Consider the following 22,288-nt stretch of genomic DNA (forward strand, 5'->3'; position numbering starts at 1 on the left):
TCAGTCAGGCGAAACCGCTCCGAACGGGCGCAACGGCCTAGCCCATAGTGCGCTCGTCGATCATGGCGTGCACCGGCGAATGGCACATCTCGGTCATGACGCCGCCTGCCGCCTTGCGGCCGGCCTCGACCGGGCCCAGAGCAGCACGTCGGCAATGGTGCCGTCGTCGCGCTCCGCGATGCGGCGCGACAGGAAGCCCGGCTGGCGCTTCAGCCAGGCGTCGATATCGGCATTGGCGGCGATGAACTCGGCGCAGGACTGGCCGTTCAGCCTGAATGTCGTCACTTCGATCGCTTCGGTCATGTCATTTCTCCATTCAGCTGTTGTCGACTTCAGCGCCATCCGCCCGAGGCCATGATCCGCTCGCCGGTGACGAATGCTGCCGCATCGGAGGCAAGAAAGACGGCGATCCTGGCCACATCATCCGGCGTGCCGGCGCGCCCGAGCGGCGTCATGGCAATCACTTGTTGCTCCATCTCGCGGCTGATGCCGACCTCGGTTAGGCCCTCTGTCTGGATGAAGCCGGGCGCGATGGAATTGACCCTGATGTTGCGTGCGCCGAGCTCGCGCGACAAGCCGAGGGTGATCGTGTCGATCGCCCCCTTGGTGGCGGAGTAAACCAACATGTTCGCAGCGGTGTTCTGGCTGCCTATCGAACTCAGGTTGATGATCGAGCCACCATCGGGCCCGAAGCGCCTGACGGCTTCTTGGATCACGAACAGCGTGCCGAAGACATTGACGTCGAATTGACGCTTGATCTCCGTCTCGGGCATCGTCTCGATCGGACCGAAGCTGAAGACGCCGGCATTGTTGACGACGATATCGGGTGTGCCGAAGGCTGCTTCCGCAGCCTCAAAGAGTTTGTGTACGTCATCGGCGCGCGAAACATCGGCTTGAATCGAGACGGCGCGCCCGCCGGCCGACACAATCGCCGCGACCGTGCGTTCGGCCGCCTCCTGACCTGCCGCATAGTTGACGATGACGGCCGCGCCGGCAACACCGAATGCTTTGGCAATCCCGGCGCCGATGCCCTTCGAGGCGCCAGGGACCAGCGCAATTCGGTTGGCAAGTTCGTTCATGATGCTCAGCCCTGCGCCGTCGGGCGTACGACCAGTTCGTTGACGTCGACGCCGTCAGGCTGGCCGATGGCAAAGCCGATCGCTTCGGCAATCGCAGCGGGCGGGATGGAGGCATCATCCAGCATGGCACGGGCGCCGGCCTCGACCTGCGGGTTGGCGATGCCGTCGAACAGCTCGGTGCGGGTGAGGCCAGGGCTGACCACCGTCACGCGCAGGTCCCGGCTTTCCTGGCGCAGCCCTTCCGACAGCGCCCTGACGGCGAATTTGGTGGCGCTGTAGACGGCGGCCGTGGGATCGACGCGGTGGCCGGAGACCGAGGCGACGTTGATGATGTGGCCGGATTTCTGTTCGGTCATGACCGGCAGCACGGCGGCGATGCCGTTGAGCACGCCACGCAGATTGACATCGATCATGCGGTTCCAGTCGTCGACGCGCAACTCGGCCATGAACGACAGCGGCATCACGCCGGCATTGTTGACCAGCACGTCGACCCGGCCATGCCGCTCATGAGCGGCCGCGACGAAGGCCTTTACGCTGTCGAGGTCGGTGACATCGAGTTCCCGGGAAAATGCCTGGCCGCCGGCCTGCTTGATGTCTCGCGCGATAGCAGCAATCCGGTCGGTGCGCCGGGCGCCGAGCACGATGCTGTGGCCACGCTCCGCGAGGTGGCGGGCCGTGGCCGCGCCGATGCCGCTCGAGGCGCCGGTGATCAGCACCACTTTGCCGGGTGAACTTGTCATGAAAGGCTCCGCCTGTTGGTTGGGAGCCAAGCTCCCGATGGCGGCGTTATGCGACGGGGCGACCGCCGGGCGTTATCGCGATCCTGCAAGATTCATGCATGATCCTGCAAAGATCGGCTGTCGCCGCTGGCCGGGATTGCAGGATCGGATATGATCGGCGTCATGATGATTTCGAAGAGTTCAGGTGCCGTTTGACGACTGCACACGACCCTTATGGCGAGATGGCGTCGATCATCGCCCGCTTCACGGGGGAGGACGAGGAGTGCGCGACGGCGATCGACACCTTGTTCTTCAGCCGGCGTTCCTCGACCGACAAAAGCGTCTACACCGCGCAATGGCCCTGCTTCGCGCTGGTCGTGCAGGGCGCGAAAAGCCTGATGCTTGGGTCGGAACTCCACACCTATGGCGTTGGCGATTATCTGGTCGTGTCGCTCGACCTGCCGGTCGTGTCGCGGGTGACGGAGGCGAGCCCGCAGGTGCCGAACCTTGGGCTTGGGCTCAGGATCGAGCCGGAGCGGTTGAAGGAACTGTTCGGTCGCATCGGAATGATGCCGGCCCAGTGCGAGATGCGGGCCGTCGCCGTCAACAAGGCACCGCCGGACCTTCTCGATGCCGTTGTGCGCCTGCTTCGCCTGCTCGATCGGCCTGAAGATATTGCGGCCATGGCGCCGTTGATCGAGCAGGAGATACTCTACCGTGTGGCGACCGGTCCGTTCGGTCCCAGCCTGCTGCAGATCGCCATGGTCGAGACGCCAAGCAACAGGATCGCCCAGGCCGTCGCCTGGCTGCGGCAGAATTTCACGCGGCCGCTGCGCATCGAAGAGCTGGCCGGACACGCCGGCATGAGCGTGTCGTCGCTGCATCACCATTTCAAGGCGGTCACGGCGATGACGCCGATGCAGTACCAGAAGCAGCTGCGCCTGCACGAAGCGCGGCGGTTGATGTTGACCGAGCGCCTGGATGTCGGCTCGGCCGGCTACAGCGTCGGCTATCAAAGCCCGTCGCAATTCAGCCGCGAATACAGTCGGCTCTACGGCCGCCCACCGCTGCGCGATGTCATGGTAAGCCGGTAGGACCACCGACACATATAACGCGCCTGCAAGAGGCCGCTGGCGGGCTGCGGTCGATCCCACGTCAAACCGCAAGATCGGTCGAGCGTGCCATGTATCGGAACGCCTAACTGGGGTCGCCACGGAGGAAGAGACGTTGAAGGCGGCACTTGAAAACTACCATGCCCGGATGCGGCGGGTGCTGGACCATATAGACCAGCATCTGGATGACGATCTGGATCTGGAAGCGTTGAGCGGCGTCGCGGCGTTTTCGAAATACCATTTCCACCGGCAGTTCACCTCAACCTTCGGGGTGTCCGTGCATCGCTACGTCCAGCTCGCCCGCTTGAAGCGCGCTTCGTACAGGCTTGCCGGAAGCGACGCCCAAAGCGTCACCGATATAGCGATGGATGCCGGTTACGACGCACCGGATGCCTTCGCCCGCGCCTTCCGGCAACGGTTCGGACAATCGCCTTCGTCGTTCCGGAAATCTCCAGACTGGGGGGCGTGGCTCATGGCCTTCGGGCCTTTCGACAAAGCAAGGAACACGCTCATGCAGATAATCTTCGAACCCGACGACGTGATGATCCGCGATGTGCCGCCAACACCGGTGGCTGTTATGGAGCATCGCGGCGACCGGGCGACGCTCCAGGACACCATCCAGCGGTTCATCGCCTGGCGCAAAGCCCACGGCCTGTCGCCCGAGACAAGCCCGACCTTCAACATCTTCCGTTCCGAACGGGAGCCCGCGGTCGCGGCCGATTACAGCATGGACATTTGTGTCGGCACCGATCAGCCGATCGATGAGAATGACGGACAGATGAAGGCCGGCGTCATCCCCGGCGGACGCTGCGCGGTGCTGCGCTACCCCGGCAACACCAACAATCTCGAGCCCGCGGCACTTTATCTTTATCGTGAATGGCTTCCGGCCAGCGGCGAGGAAGTGCGCGACTTTCCGGTCTATTGCCAACGACACCTGTCCCTCGTCGCGGAAGGGCCGCTGCACGAAGTGGTCGTTGAGCTCTTTCTGCCTCTGAAATAGCAATAGCGAGCTGTCCCTTCCGATCGCGAGAAGCGGACGGTGTGTCCGGTATTGTCATTATATCAGCTTCAGCGCATATTTATCCCGCAGTGCGCCCTTGGCCGCCAACGCGTCCCAGGGCGCCTGCAATTGTTCCGAAAAATAAATCACTCCGTGCCGCTCGAATTATGGAGCAGCACGAGACAATGACATTTGGAGGAAATACCCATGAAAGTGACTATCTTGGCAAACTATGCGCCTCATGCCGCCAAAGGATTGATGCAAGGCTCGGACAGGCAGGCTGCGGTCAAGGCGCTTTTTGAAAGCGTTGGCGGCAAGGTGACCAGCGTGATGTTCACGCGCGGCATCTATGACGTCGTTGTCAATGGCGAGGTGCCGGACCAGTCAGCGGGGGTTGGCATGTCCCTTGCGGTGCGAGCGAGCGGCTCGCTGACCGAGATGGTTTTACTGGAAGAACTCGACATGAAGGCAGTGCTCGCGGCCGCCAAGAAGGCTGCCGGCGCTTACAAACCCGCCGGCTGATGGACTTGCCTTCTTGATCAAGGCAGCACGGTTCGATGCCGTGCTGCCGAGTGTCGGACAGGGCATGTTCTTCCGACTTTCGCGGCGACTGGAATTCAAGCTAGTATCGTCCGGTGGTCGTTTGGTGCAGAGAGCTTGCTGAAACGCAACCGCGATTCTGAACACGGAGACAAGCCATGCTTGCGGCCAAGGCCATCGATACGTCAGACAAGGCCGCGTTCTACCGCGACCTCGCCACCCAGTTGAAGGCGCTGCTCGACGGCGAGGGCGACTCGATCGCGAATGCCGCCAACACGGCGGCGCTGATCTTCCAGATGGTGCCTGACCTCAACTGGGCCGGCTTCTATTTCCTCGCCTCGGACGAGGAACTGGTGCTGGGACCCTTCCAGGGCAAGCCGGCCTGCGTGCGCATCGCGGTCGGCAAGGGCGTGTGCGGAACGGCGGTCGAACTCGGCACTTCGATGCTGATCAAGGACGTGCACGATTTCCCCGGCCACATCGCCTGCGACGCCGATTCGCGCTCGGAACTCGTGGTGCTGCTCGAAGACGATGAAGGCGTGTTCGGCGTGCTCGATCTCGACAGCCCGCTGCCTGGCCGCTTCGACAAGGCCGACCAGGCGGGTATCGAGACGCTGGCGGCGATCTACGCCGCGTCGAGTTCGTTCGAGGATTGAGCGAGGCGATATCAGGATAAGCGTTGGGGTCGAGCTCTACGGCGCCCCCCTCTGTCCTGCCGGACATCTCCCCCTCAAGGGGGGAGATTGGCAGCTGCGGCGCCGGCTCTCGTCTTGCAACGTTGAAAATTGGCGAAGACAGTCATGACATCTGATCTCCCCCCTTGAGGGGGAGATGTCCGGCAGGACAGAGGGGGGCCTCGTAGAGCGCTGCCTCGCAAGCCTACCGTCCCGCCTTCAGCGCGCGCGTGAACGCCGCGGCCGCCATATCGATCAGCTGGGCATGGATCGCGCCGCGCGACCGCCCACCTCCATCATCGCAGACCGGGTCACCGATCTCTTCGGACACGATGATGGCCAATGCGCCGGGCTTGCACGCACCGAACATGCTGTAGTGGCTGGCATCCTCGATCGTCGCATAGCTCGCCTTTGAAACTGCTTTCGCAATCCCGGAGGCGTCGGCGGTTGCCGGATTTTCCCGGCCGACCAAGATTGACCATGGCGACCGGAATCCTGATGCCGGCGAAGCTTTTGGCGTCGAAGACATCGACCGGCGCGGGATCGATCGCCATGGCGAAGCGGATGCGCGCGTCGCTGTTGTCGCGGCCGGCGGGCCGCAGATCCATGGCGTGGAGATCGACACCGCTTTGCCTGATCCACTGGCAAAGCGAGGCATTGAGCCGGTCCGTATCGCAGTAGGCCGCCAGCCGTTTCGCGTCGACGCGGGCGCCGGCAATCGCCAGTGCCGTGTTGCCGCCCATGGAAAGGCCGAGAACGCCGACTTTGCCTTGCTCGAGGTGATCGCCGAAAAAGCCGTCCTTGCCGATCGCGTCCAGCGTCGCCGTGAGATCGGCGGGGCGCAGCCAGAGTTTCATCGTCTCGGCGGCGGATCGGTTTTTCCCGCCATTTCCCGGATGCGTGGGAGCGGCGACGACAAAGCCCTGCCTCGCCAAGGGCGTTGCAATCCAGCTCAGCGCCTGCGGGGTCCCCGCCAGACCGGCGCCATGCGACAACAGGATCAGCGGAAATCTTCCACCGGATATCGGCGCATCGCGCATGGCTGACGTGCCGACGAACAACTCGCTGTCGCCGAGATTTACCGGCTCGCCACCTGGCTGCGCCGGATACCAGACCGTCACGTCGAGATCGATGCCGCGCTCCCTGGACGGGGCGGGGAGGTGGCGAACGCCGACGTCGTCGCCGGCGTTGGCTTGATGTTGCATCAGCATTGTCGAAACAAGAATGGTGCAAAGCATGGTCCAGAACTTCATTGAGATCTCCGTTGCCGAACGCGTGCGCCAAGGCTGGAGGTTTGGCGCCCGGACGGTTCGGTTGCTGTGTTCATGCCGCGATATCGGCGGATATGAACGCAGAGGGAGACCTCGATCATGATCGAGGACGTGCTTGATCGTGATTGAGGACCGCTTGGCGCGAACGGCGTTGCCGTGGCGCGCGGCCTTTGAGCCTTAGGCCAGCTTCACCAGCATCAGGCTGAAGCCGCCGATGAACAGGAAGGCGCAGAAGGCGAGCGCCAGCGGGCGCAGGCCGCGCGAGCGCAACTGCGAAATGTCGGCCTGCAGGCCCATGGCGGCGAGACCCATGGTCAACATGATGGTGGTGGCGAGCGCCATCGCCGATTTCACTTCGGCCGGCACGGTAACCAGGCTGTTCAGCGCCACGACGGCGATAAAAGCGGCGACGAACCATGGCATGGGTGGGCGTGCTGCCGATTGGTCGCTTGACTGGTCGCTGCTCATTTTGCGGCGGGCCATCAGGCCGAGCGCGATGACCATCGGCGCCAGCATGGCAACGCGCGTCAGCTTGGCCACAGTGGCGATCTCGCCGGACTGGGTGCCGTTCTGGAAACCGGCGCCGATGACCTGCGCCACCTCATGGATCGAGGCGCCGGCCCACAGGCCGAAGGCGTGCTGGTCGAGGCCAAGCAGCGGCGCCAGCAGCGGGAAGCCGAGCATGGCGACGGTGCCGAACAAAGTGATCGAGGCGACGGCATAGGTGACGTCCTCGTCGCGCGCATCGGTGACGATGTTGGTGGCGACGATGGCCGAGGCGCCGCAGATCGAGGTGCCGGCGGCGATCAGCTGCGCCAGCTTACGGTCGACGCCGATCAGCCGGCCGAGCGTGACGGTGAAGAGGAAGGTGGCGCCAAGCGTCGCCGCCACGATGCCGACGCCGCTGGCGCCGATCGAGACGACCTGGCCGAGCGTCAGCTGGAAGCCGAGCAGCACGATGGCGAAGCGCAGCAGGCGCTTTTGCGAGAAGGCAATGCCGGCCTTGGCATGAGCGGGCGTGCCGAGCACGTTGGAATAGACCATGCCTGCGACGACTGCCAGGATCATGGGGCTGAACAGCGCAAAGCCGGAGACATTGTGCGCCGAGAAAGCAACCGCTGTGATCATCGCCACCAGCACGATGCCGGGAATGACGCCGTTCCACGCCGAATCGAGCCGCTTGCGGCCCGCGGCCAGATCGGCCGGTATCAGGCTTTTCGGAATATCGTTCGCGATGCGGGTCAGGGAAGACAATGCAATTCTCCAGGAAAGTACCCCAGGAGAATGCCATTCCTGAACCGATCTTTCCAACGAATTGTTATGGTTGGAATGATCGATTTTTCCGAACGATCTCTTTCATTCGGAAGCGGCTCATCGAAGGAATTCCCTACCCCTCAACCTCCGGTATCAGCAAACAGACATAGCGCCAGCAGATCCGCCGCGCGCGCTCCAGATCCTCTTCCTCGTATTCGCCGGCGCTCTGCCAGAAGAAGCCGTCGATCAGGGCGGCGATGCCGTCGACGATGTCGTCGACCTCACCGGGCGGCACCAGTTGCTTGACGGCATAGCGGATGTTGGAGACGAAACGCGCGCCGGTCAGGTGGTAGAGATGCTTGATGCGCGGCTCTGTCTGCGCGGCGATCATGAACTGCATCCAGGTCACGGCGCGCTTGGGCACGCCCAGATGCTGCGGCGCGAAGGAGCCGTCGACGATCGCCTTCAGCCGCTGCGCCGGCGTCGGGTCGGCGGGCGCGAGCTTCAGGATGTCCTGGCGGAACAGGTTCGACAGGTTGCGCATGGCCAGCGCCATCAGCTCTTCCTTGCTGTCGAAATAGTGGTTGACCAGGCCGGCCGACATGCCGGCGCGCCGCGCGATGACCGCCATGGTGGCGCCGGACATGCCTTCCTCGCCGACAGCGGCAATCGCGGCGTCGACCAGCTCGTTGCGGCGCATCGCCTTGATGGATCGTTTCGCCATTGCAAAGCCTTCTCGTTTATATATTGATTGGCCATTCAATATATCATATCGTCATTCAATCCAAGCCGGAGTTCACATGCCAAGCGTCGTCATTTCCGGAGTCAGAACGGTCGAAACCCACTGGATTCCGCTTGCCGACGGCCGCAAGCTGGCCGCCCGCCTGTTCCTGCCTGATGACGCCGAGCAAAACCCCGTCCCGGTGATCCTCGAATACATACCGTATCGCCGCCGCGACGGCACGCGCACCGGTGACGAGGAGATGCATCTGTTCTTCGCCGGCCATGGCTATGCCTCAGCCCGCGTCGACATCGCCGGCACCGGCGATTCCGAGGGCCTGCTCGACGACGAGTATGTCAAACGCGAGCAGGACGATGCGCTGGAGATCCTCGACCATCTCTGCGCGCAGCCATGGTGCACCGGCGTTGCCGGCATGATCGGCAACAGCTGGGGTGGTTTCTCCGGCCTGCAGGTCGCGGCGCGCCGGCCGCCGCAACTGAAGGCGATCGTCACGTCATGCTCGACCGACGACCGCTATGCCTGCGACGCGCATTACAATGGCGGCCTGGTCATCAACGACAATTTCGGCTGGGGCGGGGCGCTGTTCGGCTATTCGGCGCTGCCGCCGGACCCGGCCGTCGTCGGTGAAGACCGCTGGCGGCAGATGTGGAAGGACCGGCTCGACGACCACAAGAACCATGCCGCCGAATGGCTGAAGCACCAGCGCCGCGACGCGTTCTGGAAACAAGGCTCGGTCTGCGAGGATTTCTCGGCAATCGAATGCGCGGTGCTGGCGGTCGGCGGTTATCTCGACGGCTATACGCAGACCATCTTCAGTCTGGTCAAGAACCTCAAGGGACCGGCCAAGGGCATTTGCGGTCCATGGGGCCACAAGGAGCCGAACTATGGCGTGCCCGGCCCGGCAGTGGGCTATCTGCAGGAATGCATCCGCTGGTACGACCGCTGGCTGAAGGGCATCGACAATGGCGCCGACCGGGAACCGGACATGCGCCTCTATCTGATGGACTATGCCCGGCCGCATTCGCATATCGATTTCAGGCCCGGCCGCTGGCTCGGCTTGCCGCAATGGCCGGCCAGCCAGATCGGCGGCAAGACCTTGTGGCTGAACGGTGATGGCAAGCTCGGCGAAAAACAGGATGCCGGCGAGGCGAGGCCGGCCATTTCCTCGCCGCTCACCACAGGCGTGCAGGGGCAGGAATGGTGCCCCTATGGCCAGGGCCGCATCTCGGCCGAAGGCGCGCGCGACCAGCGCGCCGACGATGGCGGCTCGCTGTGCTTCGACAGCGCTGTCATGGACGCCGACCTGCCGCTCACCGGCGTCTCGAAAATCAGGCTGCGCGTCGCGGCGGACAAGCCGCAGGCGCAGCTCTGCGTCCGGCTGAACGATTTGGCGCCCGACGGCACTTCCGCCTTCATCGCCTTTGCGCTGCTCAACCTGGCGCATCGCCAGAGCCATGAATTTCCCGAGCCGCTGACGCCAGGTGAGTTCGAGGATGTCGAGCTGGACTTCAAGCCGGTGGCGCAGATCGTGCTCAAGGGACACAGGCTGCGGGTGGCGATCTCCTCGTCCTACTGGCCGATGGCGTGGCCATCGCCGGAACGCACCATGCTGACCTTCGACCCCACGGGCTGCCGGCTCGATCTCGCGGTTCTGGCCAGCGAGGAGGGTCTCGCGCCCGTCGCTTTCGAGGAGGCGCTGTGGGCCGAGCCCCGGCCGGTGACGGTCAAGGAGCCGGCACGCCAGCTGCGCTCGCTGACCACGGACCTGCCGACCGAGCGCACGGAACTGACGGCGCTGTCGGATGACGGCCGTTTCGTCTTCGAGGAAACCGGCACGGAAATCACCTCATGGCGCCGCAAGATCTACGGGATCACGGACAACGACCCGGCAAGCTGCGTGACGCAAATCACCTGCCATGAGGAGCTGACGCGGCCGGATTGGAACGCGCGGCTCGATTGCGAAATCACCATCAGCTGCGATCGCGACAATTTCTACGCAAGCGGCTGGGTCAAGGCTTACGAGCGGGGAACGATCTTCGCCGAGCGGACTTACGACGAGGTCATTCCACGCGACTGCCTATAACCAACAAACGTGCAGCCAACAAAAAGGGGAACAAAAATGCGCATGAAATTCGACCGCAGAACCTTCCTGGCCGGCTCGTCGGCACTGGCGATCCTGCCCTATGCCCGCTTCGCATTCGCCGCTGGCCGGACCAACCCGATTATCGCGCTCGACGCCGATATCGGCAATCTCGATCCGGGCAACCGGGTCGGCACCACCGAAGGCAACATCATCCGTGCGGTCTGCCAGACGCTGGTGCGCTTCGAACCGGGCAAGACCAGCTGGACCAACGACGCGGCCAAGGAGATCAAGCAGATTTCCGAGACCGAGTTCGACTTCGAGCTCAACCCCGGCCAGCTGTTCACCGGCGGTTTCGGCGAGATGACGGCCGACGACGTCAAGTTTACCTATGACCGCTACATCAACGGTGACAAGAACGGCAAGAAGCTTGCCTATGCCGACGATCTGGAAGCGCTTAAGTCGGTCGAGGTCACCGGCAAATACACCGGCAAGCTGATCCTCAAGCATCCGTCGGCGGCGCTCTGGCTGATCGGCATTTGCGATGCGTCGGGCGCGATCCTGTCGAAGAAGGCGAGCGAGCAGCTTGGCGACAAGATCGCCACGACGCTGATCGGCTCCGGCCCGATGGTGCTCAAGGAATGGCGGCCGAAGGAGCAGTTCGTGCTCGCCGCCAACCCGGACTACAAGGGCCCCTACAAGGCGCATTTCGAGGAGATCACCGGCAAGATCATCCCCGAGCACAAGACCTCGTTCCTGTCCTATCAGGCGAAGGAACTCGACTTCACCGCCTTCGACGCCGACCAACTCGACACCGCCAAGGGCCTGCCCGACACCAAGGTGATCGACATTCCCGGCATCGACTACACCTGGATCGGCATCAATGTCGTGAAGGGCGATCTGGCGGAGCTGAAAGTTCGCCAGGCGATCCGCTACGCGATCGATGTCGACGCCATCATCCAGGGCGCCTATTCCGGCGCCACCTCGCGCGCCAAGACGCTGCTGGCGCCGGGTCTGCTCGGCAATTGGGCCGACGCGCCGCTCTACACCAGGGATGTCGCCAAGGCGCAGCAGCTGCTCAGCGAGGCTGGCAAGTCCAACCTTGCTTTCACCTTCACCTGTCTCAACGACGCGACCTCGCTGGCTGTCGCCCAGATCGCCCAGGCAAACCTTGCCGAGGTCGGCATCACGCTCACCATCAATGCGATGGATTCCGGCGCCTATTGGGCGCTCGGCGCCGACGACGCCAGCAAGGATCTCGAGCTGACGCTCATCCCCTATACGTCCAAGTTCGACCCGAGTTTCCAGACGCAATGGTTCCTCGCCAGCCAGATCGGCCTGTGGAACTGGCAGCGCTGGAACAGCCCCGAATTCGACAGGCTGCACCAGGAAGGGCTGGAGACGCTGGACAAGGCCAAGCGCGAGGAGATCTATATCAAGATGCAGAAGCTGCTCGATGAATCGGCCTCCTGCATCTGGATCACGCATGGCCGCAACTTCTTCGTCGACGCGGCCTGGCTGAAGCCGGTGTTCCTGCCCAATGGCAAGGACTGGCAGTTCGAGTTTTTTGACAAGGCGTGAGCGGGCGAGGGGGCTGCCACCAACCCTCCCCGTTTATGGTAGAGAAGTCGCATAAGGGCAAAGACCCCCTCACCCGGATTGCCAAGACCGAATTGCAGCAGCAATTCGGGGCAATCCGACCTCTCCCCGAGGGGAGAGGAGGAGCCGGTACGAGCGCCAGCCTCTTCTCCCCTCGGGGAGAAGGTGGACGCGAAGCGGCCGGATGAGGGGGCCTGGCGCCAGCCTCGACAATCGGCCATCTCCAGAACAGGTTGAAGCCATTGACCAAGTTCGACTACCCATGACCAGAGCGCGACGGACCGCCGCTTTCATCGCCAGCCGCCTCGCATCGGTGGTGCTGACCATTGCCGGCGCGACGCTGCTTTTGTTCCTGATGGTGCGGCTGGTGCCGGGCGATTTCGCCTCGGTGATGCTGGGGCCGAGGGCAACACCGGCACTGCGTACCCAGATCATCCATGACATGGGGCTCGACCGCTGCCTGCTCGAACAGCTCTGGCTGTTCGCCAGTCGCGCGGTGACCGGCAATTTCGGCGAGGATGTCGTCTCGCACCGTCCGATCCTCGACATCGTGCTCGAGGTCATTCCCAACACGCTGGCGCTGGCCTTCAGCGCCCTGGCGCTGGCATTGCTGGTCGGTATTCCGATCGGTGTCATCGCCGCGCTCAAGCCGGGCTCGTGGCTGGACAGTGGTCTGGCGCTGCTGTCGATCTCCTTCATCACCACGCCGACGCTGGTGGTGTCGGTCATTCTTTTCCTCGTCTTTGCCATCGGCCTGCACTGGCTGCCGGTGGCGGGTGCCGGAGCGCCGGGCGACATCGCGGACCGGCTGCAACATCTGATCCTGCCCTCGGTGGCGCTGGCGCTCGGCTGGGTTGGCTATATCTCGCGGCTGATACGCGCCGCACTGCTCGACACACTGGCGGAGCTGCATGTGCGCACGCTGCGCGCCTATGGCGTGTCGGAATACCGCATCGTCGGCCTCTACGCGCTGAAGCTCGCGCTGGTGCCGGTCGTGTCGATCCTCGGCATCGGGCTTGGCGACCTGATCGGCAGTTCTGTCGTCGTCGAGATCATCTTCGCGCGGCCGGGCATTGGCAGCCTGATCTTCAACTCGATCGCGCAGCGCAACTATCCCGTGGTGCAGGCCTGCGTGGTGTTCATCGTCGCCTTCTACATCGTCGCCAATCTCGTGGTCGACATGATCAACGCGCTGCTTGACCCCCGTATCGCGGCGGGCCGCGGATGAGCGGATTTTTCGCGACGCTCAAACGCATCGGCTCGGAACGCGACGGCCGGCTGGGCCTGGCCTTCACCTGTCTCATCCTGGTGTTCGCGCTTGTCGGGCCGCTGGTCAGCCCGGACCCCAACGCCATCGACATCAAGGCCCGCTTCGCGGCACCGGGGCTGATGCATCTCTTGGGCACCGACAATCTCGGCCGCGACCTTGCCGCACGCACCTCGGTCGGCACGCGCTATGCGCTGACGCTTGCGGTGATGATCGTCGTCATCTCGTCGATCATCGGCTCGCTGATCGGCATTGTCGCGGGCATTGCCGGCGGCTGGGTCGACCGGGCGGTGACGGCACTCTTCGACATCGTCAATGCCTTCCCGCCGCTGATCCTCGCCTTCGCGCTGATCGCGCTCTACGGCAAGGGTTCGGCCACCTTCGTGCTGCTGGTGACTGTCGTCTTCATCCCGCAGTTCGGCCGCATGGCGCGGGCCCGGGCGCAGACGCTGCGCAATCTCTCCTTCATCGAGGCCGAGCGGATGCTCGCCGTCCATCCCGTCACCATCGTGGTCCGACACTATCTGCCCAATGTCGCCGGGCCGATCATCGTGCTGGCCAGCATGAACCTGCCGGTGGTGATCGCCTTCGAGGCCTCGCTGTCCTTCCTCGGCTTTGGCGTGCAGCCGCCGAAATCCTCGCTGGGCACGCTGATCAAGGACGGCTTCATCTCGATCAACCAGTCCTGGTGGCCGACGGTTGCCGCCGCTTTGGTGCTGGCCATCGCCACGCTCGGCGCCACGCTGCTTGGCGAAGCGCTGCGCCGCGTCATCGATCCCAAGTCGACGGGGGCACGCTGATGACGATTTCGCTGCGCAATCTCTCAGTCGACTACAGCCTGCAGCAGGGCACCGCGCATGCGCTGCGCGGCGTGTCACTGGACATTGAGAAGGGCCAGATGCTCGGCCTGGTGGGCGAATCCGGCAGCGGCAAGTCCACCGTCGCGTTCGCCTTGATGGGCCTGCTTGCCAACAACGCCAAGGTCATTTCGGGCACGGCGACGATCGAGGGCAAAAGCTTCGACCTGACGAAGCCCAACGCGACGGCTGCCTTGCGCGGCCGTGGTATGGCGATGGTCTTTCAGGACCCGATGCTGTCGCTCAATCCGGTGTTCACCATCGGCACGCAGCTTTGCGAGGTGCTGCGTCGGCGCGCCCCCGGCAGCGACCGCAAGACGCGGGTTGCGATGGCCGAAGATGCATTGGCCAAGGTCCGGCTCAGCAATCCCGGGCGGCGCATGAACCAGTATCCGCATGAACTGTCCGGCGGCATGCGCCAGCGCGTGGTGATCGCCATGGCCCTGTTGTCCGAACCGGCGCTGCTGATCGCCGACGAGCCGACCACGGCGCTCGACGTCACCGTCGAGGCGCAGATCATGCGCGAGATCATCGGCTTGCGCGACCGCATCGGCTGCGCGGTGCTGTTGATCACCCACAGCCTCGGCCTGGTCACCGAATATTGCGACGCGATTTCGGTGCTCTATGCCGGCGAGAAACTGGAAAGCGGCACGGTCGGCGAAGTGCAGCGCCAGCCCGGCCATCCCTATACGCGCATGCTGTTCGACTGCGAGGTGCCGATCGACCGCGAGCGCCATGCCGATGCCGCGCAAAACCGCTTCACGGTGATTGCGGGCGACCTGCCGGACCCGCGCCGGCGGCCGCCCGGCTGCATCTTCAACGGCCGCTGCGATGTCTCGTTCGAGGATTGCGCTGTCGTCAATCCGGGTGATTATCCCGTCCGTAATGACGCCGGGCACAGCGCCCGCTGCCTGCGGCTGGCGACGCCATGACCGCCGCGATCTCGATCAGCGATGCGCAACTGCGTTTCGGCGAGACCGCGGCACTCGACGGCGTGTCGCTCACCATCCCGCAAGGGACATGCTTCGGCATTGTCGGCGAATCCGGCTCCGGCAAGACGACGCTGATGCGCGCCGTGCTTGGCCTGCAAAAACTCGACCGGGGCGAGATCCGGATCCTCGGCAATCCGCTGGTGCATGGCCGCGCGGCGCTGAAAGAACGCGCCAGCTTCATCCAGCCGATCTTCCAGGATCCGGCCGCCTCGCTGTCGCCGCGTAGCCGCATCCGCACGCTGATGAGCGAGGTTGGCACGGTGTTGAGGGAGCCGCAAGCGGCGACGCATGAACGGCTGCGCGTCATCCTCAACCGTCTCGGTCTGCCGCCGGGCGTCATCGACAAATACCCGCACGAGATCAGTGGCGGTCAGGCGCGCCGCGTGGCGATCGCCCGGGCGCTCTTGATGAAGCCGTCGATCCTGATCGCCGACGAGCCGACCGCCGGCCTCGACGTCTCGGTGCAAGGCGACCTGCTCAACCTGCTGCAGGACATCAGGCGGTCGGACAACATCACGCTGGTCGTCATCAGCCACAATCTGGCGATCGTGCGCCTGATCGCCGAAAATGCCGTCGTCATGCGCGCCGGCAAGGTGGTCGAGGGCGGTGAGGTCGGAGCGCTGTTCGGCGCGCCACGGGAAGACTACACCAGGGAATTGCTGGCGGCTTGGCCGAGTGTTAGCCACGCAGGGCCGCCGGGCTGAGACTCGGATTATAGCAATTCCTGCCACTGACGTGCGCCATGAACGACACGCACGATCTCCGCGCCATCGTCGATCTGGCGATAGAGGATCAGGTAATTTCCGACCGGGAACGTGCGCAACCCCGGCCGTACGTGCGGACGCGCAACGCCCATTCCGGGCATGTCTGCAATGCGCTGGCAATGGGCATGGATCTCATCATACCAACGCAATGCCGCGGAGGGGCTATCCTCGGCTATGTAGAGCGCGATGGTTTCGATATCCGCTTCGGCTTCCGGTCGTAGGCGCAGCGTCATCGCGACGTGCGCTCGGCGATCCTTGCATCGAGATTGCTTTTGATCCGGGCGAAGGCCTCTCGTCCATCAACAGCGTTGCCGCTTGTCATGCCTTCGTCCCAAAGCCTGCCCAACTCTTCAACGGCCTGATCGCGTTGTGTCCGGCGAAACTTCCATTCGCGCAACGCCTCGCGCATGACTTCGCTTGCCGAGGCGTATTCGCCGGCTGCGACGACCTCGCGCATCATGCTTGCCATTTCAGGGGTAAGGGCAACGCTCACCTTCTCTACATTCGCCATCTGGGTGTTCTCCTGCGACACAAGGTAGGCAAGTTTACCACCAGCCGCAAGAAGGAGGCATCCATCACATGCCATCAAAGCTGCGCTTGGATCGCCGCCTTGTCGATCACCGACCAGACGTTCCTGATCCGGTCGTTCAGAAATTCATAAAACACATTCTCGCTGAACGAGACTTTGCGGCCATTGATGGGCAGGTCGAAGAAGGTCCCTCTTGGCGTGCAGTTGAACTGGATGCGGCTGGCGATGAACGGTGGCTCGGAGATCAGCAGCTGGACGTCGAAATAGAGATCCGGAATTTCGCGAAAATCCCGCTCCAGCATGGCGCGGTAGCCTGACAGGCCGACCCGCTCACTGTTGTAGTGAACCTCGTCATGGACGTAGCGATGCAGCCGCGCCCAATCCTGATTGTTGAGGCAGTCGATGTAGCCTCGGTAGAGGTCGGTTTCGGTCACGGCGATGGCTCCGCAAAGATCAGGCTTGATCGCGAAGATAGAACGACTGCGGATACAGTCCAGACCGCCTAACCGCGATAGCGCAGCGCATCGACCAGCAGCGAGAAGGCTGGTGTCGCCTGGCGGCGGCTGGGGTAATAGAGGTGGTAGCCGGGGAAGGGCGCGCACCAATCGGCCAGCACCCGCACCAGCCGGCCGTCGGTCAGATGCGCGCGCACCTGGTCCTCGGGCAGATAGGCCAAGCCGAGGCCGGCCAGCACCGCATTCATGCGCAGCGCCGCCGTGTTGAAGATGAGTTGGCCCTCGACGCGTACTTTCAGTTCGCGCCCGGCCTTTTCGAACTCCCAGGCATAGAGCCCGCCATAGGTCGGCAGGCGCAGGTTGATGCAATTGTGGGTGGTCAGATCCTGCGGCACGCGCGGCTTCGGCCGCTTGGCGAAATAGGCCGGCGCGCCGACCACCGCCATGCGCATGTCGGGGCCGATGCGCACCGCGATCATGTTATGCGCCACCTGTTCGCCTAGCCGCACGCCGGCGTCATAGCGCTCGGCGACGATGTCGGTCAGGCCGTAGTCGACGATGATCTCGACCTTGATGTCGGGGTAATCCGGCAGCAGCGGGGCAATCGCCGGCCACAGGATCGCGTCGGCGGCATGCTCGCCGGCGGTGATGCGGATGGTGCCGGCGGGCTTTTCACGCAGGGCGCTGAGCGCGGCGAGTTCGGCCTCGATCTCGTCGAGCCTTGGCCCGATGGAGCGCATCAGCCGCTCGCCGGCTTCGGTCGGCGAAACACTGCGTGTGGTGCGGGTGAGCAGTCGCACGCCCAGCCGCTCCTCCAGCGCACGCACCGTGTGGCTGAGCGCCGATTGAGAAACGCCAAGCTGTGCCGCCGCCCGGGTGAAGCTTTTTCCCGCGCGACGGCGAGGAAGGCGGTCAGCTCGTTCAGATTGTCTCGCGGCATTGATGAGCCTCTCTCATAAGTACATGCCGGATATAGCACCTAATCGCGGCTAATCGCAGGCGCTAAATAGACGCCATCATATAGACACCATCATAGGCGGCTGCCCGAAGTCGGCGGCCCCTCAAGCCAGTGGCAGCGTCCTGCCCGGCGTGAAGAAGGAAAAAGACCATGGATATCAAGCGAAGCGGCTCGCAAGCCTCGGGCAAGGGCCCGGGCGACTGGTTCACCGGCACGGTGCGCATCGACCCGCTGTTTGCGGCAATCGCGCCGGCCCGGGCGGCCGGCAATGCCGTCACTTTCGAGCCCGGCGCACGCACCGCGTGGCACACCCACCCGCTCGGGCAATTGCTGATCGTCACCGCCGGCTGCGGCCGGGTGCAGCGCGAAGGCGGGCCGATCGAAGAAATCCGGCCGGGCGACGTGGTTCGCTTCGAGCCCGGCGAGAAGCATTGGCATGGCGCCGCGCCCACCACCGCCATGACCCACATCGCCATCCAGGAGGCGCTCGACGGCAAGGCGGTCGACTGGATGGAGCATGTCAGCGACGCGCAGTACCAGGCCTGAACAAAGGAGCAAGACAATGCAAAAGCGCACACTTGGAAATAGCGGTCTCGAAGTCTCGGCCATCGGCCTTGGCTGCATGGGGATGAGCCACTCCTACGGGGCTCCGATGGAGACGGCGGATGCAGTCCGCCTGATCCGCTCGGCGTTCGAGCGCGGCGTCACCTTCTTCGACACCGCGGAGGTCTATGGACCGTTCAAGAACGAGGAGGTCGTCGGCGAGGCGCTGCAGCCAATCCGCGACCAGGTGGTGATCGCCACCAAATTCGGCATCGACATCGCCGGTTCGGCCGGACATGAGGGCATGGACAGCCGGCCGCAGCATATTCGCGACGTCGTCGAGGCCTCGCTCAAGCGGTTGAGGACCGACCGCATCGATCTCCTCTATCAGCACCGCGTTGACCCGGTCGTGCCGATCGAAGAGGTGGCGGGCGCGGTGAAGGAGTTGATCAGCCAGGGCAAGGTGAAGCATTTCGGCCTCTCCGAGGCGGGCGTGCGCACCATAAGGCGCGCGCATGCGGTGCAGCCGGTCGCCGCCCTGCAAAGCGAATACTCGCTGTGGTGGCGTGAACCCGAGGAGGCGATCCTGCCGGTGCTCGAGGAACTGGGGATCGGCTTCGTGCCGTTCAGCCCGCTGGGCAAGGGTTTTCTGACCGGCGCCATCAACGCCAGCACGACGTTCGACAGCAGCGACTTCCGCAACACCGTGCCGCGTTTTGCGGAGGAGGCGCGCAAGGCGAACCAGGCGCTGGTCGATGCGATCGTCGCGATCGCAGCACAGAAGAAGGTGACCTCGGCACAGGTCGCGCTCGCGTGGCTGCTGGCACAAAAGCCGTGGATCGTTCCGATCCCCGGCACGACGAAGCTCAACCGCCTCGAGGAGAACATCGGATCATCCGCTGTCGCGCTGACGGCGGACGATCTTGCCAACATCGAAAACGCGGTCTCGGCGATCGCCGTGCAGGGCGAGCGCTATTCTCCGCAACAGGCGGCACGGATCGATCGCTGAGGCCAAGCGGCAAGGAGAGCAAGATGCGTCAGCCAGGCCTGTTCTCAAGACGGAGTGCGCTGATGACCGCGCTTGCGGTACCATTGAGTACCGGATTGGGCCGTCCTGCCAGCGCATCGAACGCGCGGCAGGGCGGCAAGCGTCTGGTGGCGTACTACACCCGCACCGGCAACACGCGCGTCATTGCGCGCCAGATCAGCCGTGCTCTGGGAACGGATATTTTCGAGATACGGACCGCCGATCCCTACCCGGAAGATTATCGGGAACAGGTCGCCATGGCGGAACAGCAGCGGGAAGTCCGGTTTCGAACCGCCGCTCGCCACCACGGTGCCGGACATCCAATCCTACGAGGCGGTGTTCCTCGGATTTCCGATCTGGGGCATGACCGCGCCCTCGGTGATCCGCTCCTTCCTGTCGCGACACGACCTTTCCGGCAAGACCTTGGTATCGTTCATCACCCATGGTGGCTACGGCCTTGGGCAGAGCCTGAAGGTTCTCGCCGATCATGCCCCGGAAGCGCGGCTGGTCGAAGGCTTTTCCAAGCAATGCGACCAGGAGCGCGAGACGCTTGAGCAGGTCATAAGCTGGCTCGGCAGTGTCAAGGTGCCCGGCTGATCCGCCATTCGAACACGCAAGTTGCCGCGAGTAGCGAAGAGAAAATCAGAAAGGAAAATCCCATGACAGAGAACATCAAGGGCAAGGTCGTCGTCATCACCGGCGCCAGCAGCGGGCTCGGTGAAGCCGCCGCACGGCTTCTGGCGAAAGAGGGTGCGAAGCTCGTGCTGGGCGCGCGCCGCCTCGACCGGCTGGAAGTGCTGGCCGGTGAGCTGTCGCTCGGCAAGGACGCCATCCTTTCGACCGACGTCACCGATGTCGGCCAGGTCCGGCGGCTTGTCGACCATGCGGTGAAAACGCATGGCCGGGTCGACGTCATCATCAACAATGCCGGGCTGATGCCGCACTCGCCGCTGGAGCGCGGCAAGGTCGAGGACTGGGACCGGATGATCGACGTCAACATCAAGGGCGTGCTCTACGGCATTGCCGCCGCACTGCCACACATGAAGACGCAGAAGAGCGGCCACATCATCAATGTGTCGTCGGTGGCCGGCCACAAGGTCGGGCCGGGCGGCGCCGTCTATGCCGCCACCAAACACGCGGTGCGCATCATCTCGGAAGGGCTGCGGCAGGAAGTGAAACCCTACAACATCCGCACCACCATCATCTCGCCGGGCGCGGTGGCGACCGAACTGCCCGCCAGCGTCACCGAGCCCGATGTCGCCGAGGGCGTGCGCGCGCTCTATGACCGGGTGGCGATCCCGGCGGACTCTTTCGCCAGGACGGTGGTGTTCGCCATGAGCCAGCCCGATGAGGTCGACATCAACGAGATCCTGTTTCGGCCGACGGCGCAGGAGTATTGAGCGCCTCGGCGTCGAAGTTTAACTTCTCGTTTGCGTCTCGGGCGGCATGCCTTTGGCGATTGGCGGAAGAGCACAACGCTTCGTCATCCACGGGCGGAGCAGCCGCGTAGCGGCGTCGCGGAGACCCGAGGATCCATGCCGCGACCTCAGCCGTGGAGTGCAGCGGTGCAGAATTCTGGACCGTAGTGACGCTTCAGAGTCCCGGCATGGATCCTCGGGTCTGCGCTGCGTCGTTACGCTCCTTGCTCCGCCCGTGGATGACGAAGTCGGGGGCATTGGCCAATCCCCAAACCTTGACGCGCCGCGCTTCATGCTCCAGCTTGGCGTCATGTCCGCTCTCGCGCCCACCAACACCCAGCGACGCCGCCGCACAGTGCGGAGCGGCAAGCTGTTTGCGCGACGACAAGGGCCGGCACAATAAATCCGGTTCGTTCGTTTCCAGCCCCGCCCGCGACATAAGCCGGCGGGGTTTTTCATGCCTGGAGTCTTGTGATGACAAACAATCCCATCCGGTTTCGGCCGGCCGAACCCGCTGACGCTGCCGCGATCAGGGATATCGTGCGCGCCGCCTATGCCAAATGGGTTCCAGTGATCGGCCGCGAGCCACTGCCGATGCGCGCCGACTACGAGAAGGCTGTTGCCGAGCATCCGTTCGAGCTCGCCGTCGCAGACGGCCGCATTGTCGGGATGATCGAAACCATGCTGGCCGACGACCATTTGTGGATCGAGAATGTCTGCGTGTCGCCAGAGGCGCAGGGCAGGGGCATCGGCCGGCTTTTGCTGGTGCGGGCTGAACGCAAGGCGCTCGAAGCTGGCCGCCCGGAGCTGCGCCTGCTGACCAACGGTGCTTTCGCCGCCAATGTGTCGCTGTACAAGCGGCATGGCTATACGATCGACCGGGAGGAGGCGTTCATGGGTGGCATGACGGTCTATATGAGCAAGAGGCTCACGGGATCACCGGCAATCTGAGGAGGGAATTCGACAATGGCTGCGATTGAAGCAACTTTCCGGGTCGTACGCGATTTCGCGGCTCGGTGCGAGTGACAGCATTCCCGGCGGGCGGACGGGCCGGGCTTTGTCAGCATCACCAGGACCGACGACGAGCTTTCGATCACATGCTTGCAGGATCGCGTTCCAGGCACGGTCAGGCACGATGGCGACTGGGTCGCCTTCAAATTGCAGGGGCCCTTTGCTTTCGACGAAACCGGCATCGTGTTGTCGGTCATCCAGCCGCTGTCGGAAAACGGGCTGGGTATCTTTTTGGTGTCCACCTTCGACGGGGATCATCTGCTGGTGAAAGCGGCGGATCAGGAAGCGGCGAGACAGCATCTGATCGAGGCAGGACACACGCTGCTGTAATTCATCCCATGCCATCGATAACGGCTGGGTTCGCTGGCCCAACTCGTCTGGCTCAATCACTGGGGGC

24 protein-coding genes and 3 pseudogenes are annotated in these 22,288 nt (G+C 63.8%); 16 read left to right on the top strand and 11 right to left on the bottom strand.

The features are described 5' to 3' along the window. Positions 1-93 precede the first annotated feature (93 nt). Genes AC0V7N_RS16150 through AC0V7N_RS16160 form a run of 3 tightly spaced genes read right to left on the bottom strand, consistent with a single transcriptional unit; the run spans position 94 to position 1,819 of the window. Positions 94-303, bottom strand: coding sequence for a hypothetical protein (locus AC0V7N_RS16150; RefSeq protein ID WP_475459162.1), 210 nt, complete (start codon positions 301-303; stop codon positions 94-96). A gap of 29 nt (positions 304-332) precedes the next feature. Beyond that, complete coding sequence (locus tag AC0V7N_RS16155) at positions 333-1,079, bottom strand: SDR family NAD(P)-dependent oxidoreductase (protein WP_475459164.1); 747 nt, start codon at positions 1,077-1,079, stop codon at positions 333-335. 5 nt (positions 1,080-1,084) lie between these two features. After that, positions 1,085-1,819: an SDR family oxidoreductase gene (locus AC0V7N_RS16160; RefSeq protein WP_475459166.1), complete on the bottom strand. Its 735-nt coding sequence runs from the start codon at positions 1,817-1,819 to the stop codon at positions 1,085-1,087. Positions 1,820-2,010: 191 nt separating this feature from the next. Between AC0V7N_RS16160 and AC0V7N_RS16165 the strand changes: the two genes are divergently transcribed. From AC0V7N_RS16165 to msrC, 4 genes are all read left to right on the top strand, one after another. After that, the gene (locus AC0V7N_RS16165; RefSeq protein WP_475459169.1) at positions 2,011-2,892 is read left to right on the top strand and encodes an AraC family transcriptional regulator; all 882 of its coding nucleotides are present in this window, start codon (positions 2,011-2,013) and stop codon (positions 2,890-2,892) included. A gap of 133 nt (positions 2,893-3,025) precedes the next feature. Beyond that, positions 3,026-3,910 carry an AraC family transcriptional regulator gene (locus AC0V7N_RS16170; RefSeq protein ID WP_475459172.1) on the top strand — a complete coding sequence of 295 codons (885 nt, stop codon included), beginning with the start codon at positions 3,026-3,028 and terminating at the stop codon, positions 3,908-3,910. 192 nt (positions 3,911-4,102) lie between these two features. Beyond that, complete coding sequence (locus tag AC0V7N_RS16175; protein ID WP_475459174.1) at positions 4,103-4,432, top strand: GYD domain-containing protein; 330 nt, start codon at positions 4,103-4,105, stop codon at positions 4,430-4,432. A 176-nt stretch (positions 4,433-4,608) separates the two neighbouring features. After that, a complete protein-coding gene (gene msrC / locus AC0V7N_RS16180) occupies positions 4,609-5,106 on the top strand; it encodes a free L-methionine (R)-S-oxide reductase MsrC (protein ID WP_475459176.1) in 498 nt (165 codons plus the stop codon). A gap of 223 nt (positions 5,107-5,329) precedes the next feature. Here the strand turns inward: msrC and AC0V7N_RS16185 are convergent. The 3 genes and pseudogenes from AC0V7N_RS16185 to betI all read right to left on the bottom strand — a co-directional run bounded on the left by AC0V7N_RS16185 (position 5,330) and on the right by betI (position 8,373). After that, positions 5,330-6,377: pseudogene (locus tag AC0V7N_RS16185) on the bottom strand (alpha/beta hydrolase family protein). A 195-nt stretch (positions 6,378-6,572) separates the two neighbouring features. Beyond that, positions 6,573-7,649, bottom strand: coding sequence for a YeiH family protein (locus AC0V7N_RS16190; RefSeq protein WP_475459179.1), 1,077 nt, complete (start codon positions 7,647-7,649; stop codon positions 6,573-6,575). A gap of 133 nt (positions 7,650-7,782) precedes the next feature. Next, a complete protein-coding gene (gene betI / locus AC0V7N_RS16195; protein ID WP_475459182.1) occupies positions 7,783-8,373 on the bottom strand; it encodes a transcriptional regulator BetI in 591 nt (196 codons plus the stop codon). 76 nt (positions 8,374-8,449) lie between these two features. On the opposite strand from betI, the gene AC0V7N_RS16200 reads away from it, so the two are divergent. The 6 genes from AC0V7N_RS16200 to AC0V7N_RS16225 all read left to right on the top strand — a co-directional run bounded on the left by AC0V7N_RS16200 (position 8,450) and on the right by AC0V7N_RS16225 (position 15,890). After that, positions 8,450-10,474: a CocE/NonD family hydrolase gene (locus AC0V7N_RS16200; RefSeq protein WP_475459184.1), complete on the top strand. Its 2,025-nt coding sequence runs from the start codon at positions 8,450-8,452 to the stop codon at positions 10,472-10,474. Positions 10,475-10,510: 36 nt separating this feature from the next. After that, positions 10,511-12,052 (top strand): ABC transporter substrate-binding protein, encoded by a 1,542-nt coding sequence (locus AC0V7N_RS16205; RefSeq protein WP_475459187.1) that lies wholly within the window; start codon positions 10,511-10,513, stop codon positions 12,050-12,052. Positions 12,053-12,332: 280 nt separating this feature from the next. Beyond that, positions 12,333-13,298, top strand: a complete 966-nt coding sequence (locus AC0V7N_RS16210; protein ID WP_475459190.1) for an ABC transporter permease — start codon at positions 12,333-12,335, stop codon at positions 13,296-13,298. Beyond that, positions 13,295-14,137, top strand: a complete 843-nt coding sequence (locus AC0V7N_RS16215) for an ABC transporter permease (RefSeq protein WP_475459192.1) — start codon at positions 13,295-13,297, stop codon at positions 14,135-14,137. The genes AC0V7N_RS16210 and AC0V7N_RS16215 overlap by 4 nt, the downstream gene beginning before the upstream one ends. Beyond that, entirely contained in the window at positions 14,137-15,126 is a 990-nt protein-coding gene (locus AC0V7N_RS16220) for an ABC transporter ATP-binding protein (protein ID WP_475459195.1), read from the top strand. Before AC0V7N_RS16215 ends, AC0V7N_RS16220 begins: the two co-directional genes overlap by 1 nt. After that, positions 15,123-15,890: an ABC transporter ATP-binding protein gene (locus tag AC0V7N_RS16225; protein WP_475459198.1), complete on the top strand. Its 768-nt coding sequence runs from the start codon at positions 15,123-15,125 to the stop codon at positions 15,888-15,890. The genes AC0V7N_RS16220 and AC0V7N_RS16225 overlap by 4 nt, the downstream gene beginning before the upstream one ends. A gap of 8 nt (positions 15,891-15,898) precedes the next feature. On the opposite strand, the gene AC0V7N_RS16230 is transcribed toward AC0V7N_RS16225, so the two are convergent. The 4 genes and pseudogenes from AC0V7N_RS16230 to AC0V7N_RS16245 all read right to left on the bottom strand — a co-directional run bounded on the left by AC0V7N_RS16230 (position 15,899) and on the right by AC0V7N_RS16245 (position 17,874). After that, complete coding sequence (locus AC0V7N_RS16230; protein WP_475459201.1) at positions 15,899-16,183, bottom strand: type II toxin-antitoxin system RelE/ParE family toxin; 285 nt, start codon at positions 16,181-16,183, stop codon at positions 15,899-15,901. Continuing rightward, the gene (locus AC0V7N_RS16235; protein ID WP_496627957.1) at positions 16,180-16,461 is read right to left on the bottom strand and encodes a type II toxin-antitoxin system ParD family antitoxin; all 282 of its coding nucleotides are present in this window, start codon (positions 16,459-16,461) and stop codon (positions 16,180-16,182) included. The genes AC0V7N_RS16230 and AC0V7N_RS16235 overlap by 4 nt, the downstream gene beginning before the upstream one ends. A 74-nt stretch (positions 16,462-16,535) precedes the next feature. Further along, the gene (locus AC0V7N_RS16240; protein ID WP_475459207.1) at positions 16,536-16,913 is read right to left on the bottom strand and encodes an ester cyclase; all 378 of its coding nucleotides are present in this window, start codon (positions 16,911-16,913) and stop codon (positions 16,536-16,538) included. A 68-nt stretch (positions 16,914-16,981) separates the two neighbouring features. Beyond that, positions 16,982-17,874 (bottom strand): annotated as a pseudogene (locus tag AC0V7N_RS16245) (LysR family transcriptional regulator). 168 nt (positions 17,875-18,042) lie between these two features. Here AC0V7N_RS16245 and AC0V7N_RS16250 point away from each other — a divergent pair. Continuing rightward, complete coding sequence (locus AC0V7N_RS16250) at positions 18,043-18,438, top strand: (R)-mandelonitrile lyase (RefSeq protein WP_202327308.1); 396 nt, start codon at positions 18,043-18,045, stop codon at positions 18,436-18,438. A gap of 16 nt (positions 18,439-18,454) precedes the next feature. Next, positions 18,455-19,444, top strand: coding sequence for an aldo/keto reductase (locus AC0V7N_RS16255; protein WP_475459211.1), 990 nt, complete (start codon positions 18,455-18,457; stop codon positions 19,442-19,444). 44 nt (positions 19,445-19,488) lie between these two features. Here AC0V7N_RS16255 and AC0V7N_RS16260 read toward each other — a convergent pair whose 3' ends face one another. Continuing rightward, positions 19,489-19,782: a hypothetical protein gene (locus tag AC0V7N_RS16260; protein WP_496627958.1), complete on the bottom strand. Its 294-nt coding sequence runs from the start codon at positions 19,780-19,782 to the stop codon at positions 19,489-19,491. Between AC0V7N_RS16260 and AC0V7N_RS16265 the strand changes: the two genes are divergently transcribed. From AC0V7N_RS16265 to AC0V7N_RS16280, 4 genes and pseudogenes are all read left to right on the top strand, one after another. Then, on the top strand, positions 19,772-20,059 hold the full coding sequence (locus AC0V7N_RS16265) for a flavodoxin (RefSeq protein ID WP_496627959.1): 288 nt from the start codon (positions 19,772-19,774) through the stop codon (positions 20,057-20,059). The genes AC0V7N_RS16260 and AC0V7N_RS16265 overlap by 11 nt on opposite strands. Before the next feature lie 62 nt (positions 20,060-20,121). After that, positions 20,122-20,862, top strand: a complete 741-nt coding sequence (locus tag AC0V7N_RS16270) for an SDR family oxidoreductase (RefSeq protein WP_475459216.1) — start codon at positions 20,122-20,124, stop codon at positions 20,860-20,862. A 492-nt stretch (positions 20,863-21,354) separates the two neighbouring features. After that, positions 21,355-21,831, top strand: coding sequence for a GNAT family N-acetyltransferase (locus AC0V7N_RS16275; RefSeq protein ID WP_475459219.1), 477 nt, complete (start codon positions 21,355-21,357; stop codon positions 21,829-21,831). Between the two features lie 7 nt (positions 21,832-21,838). Then, positions 21,839-22,221, top strand: a pseudogene (locus tag AC0V7N_RS16280) (ACT domain-containing protein). The last annotated feature ends 67 nt before the right edge of the window (positions 22,222-22,288 follow it).

The organism is Mesorhizobium kamtschaticum, assembly GCF_056174585.1.

Excerpts from the sequence above, each read along its gene's own strand:
- AC0V7N_RS16150 (WP_475459162.1), bottom strand. The coding sequence starts at position 303 with ATGACCGAAGCGATCGAAGTGACGACATTCAGGCTGAACGGCCAGTCC.
- AC0V7N_RS16155 (WP_475459164.1), bottom strand. The coding sequence starts at position 1,079 with ATGAACGAACTTGCCAACCGAATTGCGCTGGTCCCTGGCGCCTCGAAG.
- AC0V7N_RS16160 (WP_475459166.1), bottom strand. The coding sequence starts at position 1,819 with ATGACAAGTTCACCCGGCAAAGTGGTGCTGATCACCGGCGCCTCGAGC.
- msrC (WP_475459176.1), top strand. The coding sequence starts at position 4,609 with ATGCTTGCGGCCAAGGCCATCGATACGTCAGACAAGGCCGCGTTCTAC.
- betI (WP_475459182.1), bottom strand. The coding sequence starts at position 8,373 with ATGGCGAAACGATCCATCAAGGCGATGCGCCGCAACGAGCTGGTCGAC.
- AC0V7N_RS16200 (WP_475459184.1), top strand. The coding sequence starts at position 8,450 with ATGCCAAGCGTCGTCATTTCCGGAGTCAGAACGGTCGAAACCCACTGG.
- AC0V7N_RS16205 (WP_475459187.1), top strand. The coding sequence starts at position 10,511 with ATGCGCATGAAATTCGACCGCAGAACCTTCCTGGCCGGCTCGTCGGCA.
- AC0V7N_RS16210 (WP_475459190.1), top strand. The coding sequence starts at position 12,333 with ATGACCAGAGCGCGACGGACCGCCGCTTTCATCGCCAGCCGCCTCGCA.
- AC0V7N_RS16215 (WP_475459192.1), top strand. The coding sequence starts at position 13,295 with ATGAGCGGATTTTTCGCGACGCTCAAACGCATCGGCTCGGAACGCGAC.
- AC0V7N_RS16220 (WP_475459195.1), top strand. The coding sequence starts at position 14,137 with ATGACGATTTCGCTGCGCAATCTCTCAGTCGACTACAGCCTGCAGCAG.
- AC0V7N_RS16225 (WP_475459198.1), top strand. The coding sequence starts at position 15,123 with ATGACCGCCGCGATCTCGATCAGCGATGCGCAACTGCGTTTCGGCGAG.
- AC0V7N_RS16230 (WP_475459201.1), bottom strand. The coding sequence starts at position 16,183 with ATGACGCTGCGCCTACGACCGGAAGCCGAAGCGGATATCGAAACCATC.
- AC0V7N_RS16235 (WP_496627957.1), bottom strand. The coding sequence starts at position 16,461 with ATGGCGAATGTAGAGAAGGTGAGCGTTGCCCTTACCCCTGAAATGGCA.
- AC0V7N_RS16250 (WP_202327308.1), top strand. The coding sequence starts at position 18,043 with ATGGATATCAAGCGAAGCGGCTCGCAAGCCTCGGGCAAGGGCCCGGGC.
- AC0V7N_RS16255 (WP_475459211.1), top strand. The coding sequence starts at position 18,455 with ATGCAAAAGCGCACACTTGGAAATAGCGGTCTCGAAGTCTCGGCCATC.
- AC0V7N_RS16260 (WP_496627958.1), bottom strand. The coding sequence starts at position 19,782 with ATGTCCGGCACCGTGGTGGCGAGCGGCGGTTCGAAACCGGACTTCCCG.
- AC0V7N_RS16270 (WP_475459216.1), top strand. The coding sequence starts at position 20,122 with ATGACAGAGAACATCAAGGGCAAGGTCGTCGTCATCACCGGCGCCAGC.
- AC0V7N_RS16275 (WP_475459219.1), top strand. The coding sequence starts at position 21,355 with ATGACAAACAATCCCATCCGGTTTCGGCCGGCCGAACCCGCTGACGCT.